This window comes from Nigerium sp. (genome assembly GCF_039811905.1).
Lineage (GTDB): Bacteria > Actinomycetota > Actinomycetes > Propionibacteriales > Propionibacteriaceae > Propioniciclava.
Map to the genome: position 1 here is coordinate 1 of NZ_JBDHZL010000157.1, position 4,035 is coordinate 4,035.

Annotated in this window: 4 protein-coding genes and 4 tRNA genes; 5 read left to right on the plus strand and 3 right to left on the minus strand. The window is 70.0% G+C overall.

The genetic code is table 11. The features are described from left to right. Window positions 1-108: 108 nt before the first annotated feature. The 3 genes from WMJ97_RS14545 to WMJ97_RS14555 form a co-directional block, all read right to left on the minus strand. On the minus strand, window positions 109-990 hold the full coding sequence (locus WMJ97_RS14545; protein ID WP_347349729.1) for a tyrosine-type recombinase/integrase: 882 nt from the start codon (window positions 988-990) through the stop codon (window positions 109-111). 16 nt (window positions 991-1,006) lie between these two features. Then, window positions 1,007-1,156 carry a hypothetical protein gene (locus WMJ97_RS14550; RefSeq protein ID WP_347349726.1) on the minus strand — a complete coding sequence of 50 codons (150 nt, stop codon included), beginning with the start codon at window positions 1,154-1,156 and terminating at the stop codon, window positions 1,007-1,009. A gap of 231 nt (window positions 1,157-1,387) precedes the next feature. Then, a tRNA-Lys gene (locus WMJ97_RS14555) sits at window positions 1,388-1,460 on the minus strand. A gap of 139 nt (window positions 1,461-1,599) precedes the next feature. On the opposite strand from WMJ97_RS14555, the gene WMJ97_RS14560 reads away from it, so the two are divergent. The 5 genes from WMJ97_RS14560 to WMJ97_RS14580 all read left to right on the plus strand — a co-directional run bounded on the left by WMJ97_RS14560 (window position 1,600) and on the right by WMJ97_RS14580 (window position 3,961). Continuing rightward, a complete protein-coding gene (locus WMJ97_RS14560; RefSeq protein WP_347349727.1) occupies window positions 1,600-2,316 on the plus strand; it encodes a hypothetical protein in 717 nt (238 codons plus the stop codon). Window positions 2,317-2,687: 371 nt separating this feature from the next. Then, a complete protein-coding gene (locus WMJ97_RS14565; protein ID WP_347349728.1) occupies window positions 2,688-3,365 on the plus strand; it encodes an SH3 domain-containing protein in 678 nt (225 codons plus the stop codon). Between the two features lie 194 nt (window positions 3,366-3,559). Beyond that, window positions 3,560-3,632: transfer RNA gene (locus WMJ97_RS14570), tRNA-Glu, on the plus strand. 125 nt (window positions 3,633-3,757) lie between these two features. Beyond that, window positions 3,758-3,834: transfer RNA gene (locus WMJ97_RS14575), tRNA-Asp, on the plus strand. A gap of 53 nt (window positions 3,835-3,887) precedes the next feature. Next, window positions 3,888-3,961, plus strand: a tRNA-Phe gene (locus WMJ97_RS14580). Window positions 3,962-4,035: the final 74 nt, after the last annotated feature.

Sequence of the window (4,035 nt, forward strand, 5' to 3'; positions counted from 1 at the left end):
CGTCCGAGCTGGCTGAGTTGGCCTGCCTGGCGTGGCCGCTGAGTTGAGCCAGTGCGCAGTTCCCGCTGCGATACAACACCGTTTGGGCGGAGCGCGGTTTCATGTTCGCTATTCACCGCTCACCAATCGAGACAGGCGCTCGGCAATCTGTCGGTCGCGGTCCTTCGCGGCGTGTTGGTACAGCTGCGCCGCTACAGATGTCGAATGGCCGAGTCGCGCTTGAAGCTCGGCCGTCGTCGCACCGACCTGGGCCGCTAGCGTGGCTCCGGTGTGGCGAAGATCGTGCCACTTGAGATCGTCACGACCGGCGGCGGCCCTAGCCTTGGTGAAGTGGCTGCCCATCACCGAGTGCCACATATGGCCTCGGCCCTCACCGGGGAACAGCAGCGAGTTCGGCGCGGGTCGGACGTAGGTCTCGAGGTGCTCCTCGATGATCGGCCACACATGGGGAGGAATCGAGACGTCCCGGACACCGGCGTCCGACTTCGGCGGCCCGACCACGGCGCCTCCGGGCGGGAAGGTGACCGCCCGGCGCACCTTGATCTGATGGTTGACGACGTCGATGTCCTTGCGGCGCAACTCGGCGATCTCTCCGTACCGAAGGGCGCACCAGGCGGCGATTATCAACGCAGCGCTCAACCGAGGCGGCATGTTGTCGGCCATAATCTGGATCTCGGCGGGTGTCGCCGGCTCCACCGGACGCCTGACAGCCGCGGCTCCGGCACCACGGATGTGGACCGGCGAGGCCGCGATCAGCTCGTCGTCGACAGCGCTGTTCATGATCGCCCGCAGGAGGGCGTAGGCCTTGGTCCTGGCTCTCGGGGTCGCCTTGTTCAGGCTGGCGTGCCAGGCCCGCACGTCAGGGCGAGTGATCCGGTCGACCGGCTTCTTGCCGAAGGTCGGCATCAGGTACGTGCGGAGCACCTGGCGGTAGTCCTTCTGCGTCAGGGCCCGCAGCGGCTCCCCCTTCGAGTTGCGTCGCTCCTCGATCCAGCGCGTCGCGTAGTCACCGAAGAGCTCCTTCGGCGCGGCCGCGAGCCTCCTCGGCCCGCTCGCCCGGCGAACTCCAGCGTTCGTCGTCGACCGTCGCCTGGTCGATCCGCTTCTTCTCGTTGTACAGCCAGACGACCGCCAGGTCCTTGCTCTCGAAGGTCACCGGGGCGTTGTGCCGTGCCAGGTCGGGACCGATGAAGCTAGCCTGATACCTGCCCGATGGCAGCCTGCGGATGGTGCCGAAGTCCCGTCTGTCGACCATCGAGGCCTCCAAAATCGCCCAGATCCGTGCACTCTACGTGCACTAAGAGAGCATACGAGCATCTACATCTGCTTACCAGAGCGTCTCCCCGTCGGTCGCGTTTGTCCTAGTCAGAGGCCTAATATTCGCCGGTGGGCCCACAGGGAATCGAACCCTGAACCCGCGGATTAAAAGTCCGCTGCTCTGCCAATTGAGCTATAGGCCCGCACCGGACGCAGGCGTCCGGGTGCCCGGCAAGTCTAGCGGTGAGCCGGCCCGTCCGCGGAGGCGCGCGCCCCTCCGGACGCCCCGCGAGGCCCACCCCACTACAGTCGACGCATGACGACACCCGAGGCCGGCGCGCGATGAGCCCCGAGATCTGGGCGATCATCGTCATCATCGCGGTCGGCGGGGCCGCGGTCGCCCTCGGGTGGGCGCGCGACCAGGCGCGCTCGACTGCGTCCCTCAAGCGGCTGACCGAAGCGCCGAAGGGGCACATCCCCGGCTTCGACGGCAGCGACGCCCGCTACCTCACAGAGGCCGACGTCCTGCCGGCCGAGCCCTCCGCGGAGCTCACGCCCGCCGAGCGGACCCTCCTGGACGCCCGCCCCACCGGCCGCGTCGTGCCCGGCCGGACGCCGGCGTCCTTCCTCGGGGGGCGCGGCCTGGCGATCCTCGAGCGGCCCGCCGTCCTCGTCACCGGGGGCGAGGTCTCCTCGACGCACGCCCTGCTCACCGCACTCGGCGCCGCGAAGCGCCGGGGGCGTCCGCTGGTCTGGGTCGCGGAGGCGTTCGACGATCGGGCGCTCGACACGCTCCGCGCGAACGCGGCCACCGGACGCCTGCCGTGCCTGCCCGTCCGGCTCGCCGGGAGCGGACGCCTCGCGGACGCCGCGGAGGCGACCGGCGGGCGGGTCATGGAGGCGTCCGACTTGGCGGCCGACTACCTCCCGGAGGACGCCTGGGGCGCCTGCGCGGGCTGGGTCAGCGACGGCGAGCGTTCGTGGCTCATCCCGGACGCCGCCCCGGGCTCCCCCGACACCCCCGGATCCCCCACCCAGCCGGCCCCGGGCACCGCCTGATCCGTCGCGGGTCTGCCCGCCACCGCCCGGCGTTGCGGGGTCCTGCGCATCGCGCGACAGGCCGAGGGCCCCGGCCCGGACGCCCACGCTGCCCGGTCGCCACCCCCTCGGCGCCGCTCGCCGGCTAGCGGCACCTGTGTGACAAAGTCCACCTCTGAGGGTGGAGAACGTCAGGTAGAAACGCACACGGCGCGCCTGAGACCACCCCACAATTCCCAAGGTCAGCCCAGAGATTCTCAGGTTTCCACCCTCACAGGTGACACATAGCTGAGGATTTCTTCTCACAAATGCTTGTGATCCCGCCCGGAAGTGCTTAAGGTCCCCTGCGGGGGGACAAGTCAACATCCGGTTTTGCTACTGAAGGATCTCAGGTGACTCATCTCTCCACGCCCTCCCGCGCCGCCCTCGCCACGATCGCGGCTGCCGCTACGGCGGCGTCCTTGCTCGTCGCCAACCCGGCCACCGCTCAGGCCGCCAGCACCGTCCGCGCGACGTCCGCCGTGAACGCGCGGCAGGGTCCGGGCCTCAACTACGCGACCGTCGGCGCGCTCGCCGGCGGGCAGTCCGTCACCGCGACCGGCCAGAAGGCGGGGCGCTGGGTTCAGGTCGTCTACGGCGGCTCGACGAAGTGGGTCAGCGGCAGCTACCTCAGCTCCGCGACCGTCTACGCCGCCCCGGCGGTCTCGGGCAACGCGTCCATCACCGGCTACTCCCGCCTGACGCCGAACGCCAAGCGCGTGGCGGCGGCGGCACAGTCGAACTTCCCGCGCGTGCGCAACATCTACGGCTGGCGCGCCTCGAGCGCCGTCGCCGGCTCGGACCACCCGGGTGGCCGCGCCGTCGACATCATGCTGCCGAGGGGCACCTCGGACGCGGCCTACGGCTGGTCCATCGCCAACTACTTCCGGGCGAACTCGGGCCGTTACGCCGTGAAGTACATCATGTTCCGCCAACAGGTCTGGACGCCGAGCGGCGGCTGGCGCGGCATGGAGAACCGCGGCAACGCGACCGCGAACCACTACGACCACGTCCACGTGTCGGTGCGCTGACCACCCGCCCGACCCGTCCGCCGGTCACTGACGAGGCCGCCGGGTGGGCGTCCCCACGGGACGTCCGCCCGGCGGCTTTGCTCTGGACGCCCACGGGCGTGGCCGGGGACGCCGACGCCGAAACCCCGACCCCCAGGTCCACCGCCCGCCAACTTGGGCGGTCCGCGCCCGATGCCCTATGGTGGTGCGGACGGGTCCCCATCGTCTAGCGGCCTAGGACTCCGCCCTTTCACGGCGGCAGCACGGGTTCGAATCCCGTTGGGGATGCGAGGTGCGGCCCCTGACTCAGGGGCCGTTCCACTGCCCGGGCAGCAGGCCGCCTCGATTTCGTTCCGGCGGGCCGGGTACGTTATAGTTTCACGGCTGGCTCACCGGGGTCAGCGGCCAGAAATGGCCCCGTAGCGCAGTTGGTTAGCGCGCCGCCCTGTCACGGCGGAGGTCGCGGGTTCGAGTCCCGTCGGGGTCGCCACAGTAGGAGACACACCCTCGTTTCTTGCTGGGCCCCCTCACCCGGGGGCAGTCGGCCAGGTAGCTCAGTTGGTAGCAGCGTTCGCCTGAAAAGTGAAAGGTCGGCGGTTCGAACCCGCCCCTGGCCACCGAAGAATCCGGACGCCGTCGGCGTCCCTTTTTCTTGCCCTCGTCCGTCCCGCCCCGCTCAGTCGCCGTTCTC

Bases quoted from the DNA above. Each gene is read 5' to 3' on its own strand.
- WMJ97_RS14560 (WP_347349727.1), top strand. From the start codon at position 1,600: ATGAGCCCCGAGATCTGGGCGATCATCGTCATCATCGCGGTCGGCGGG.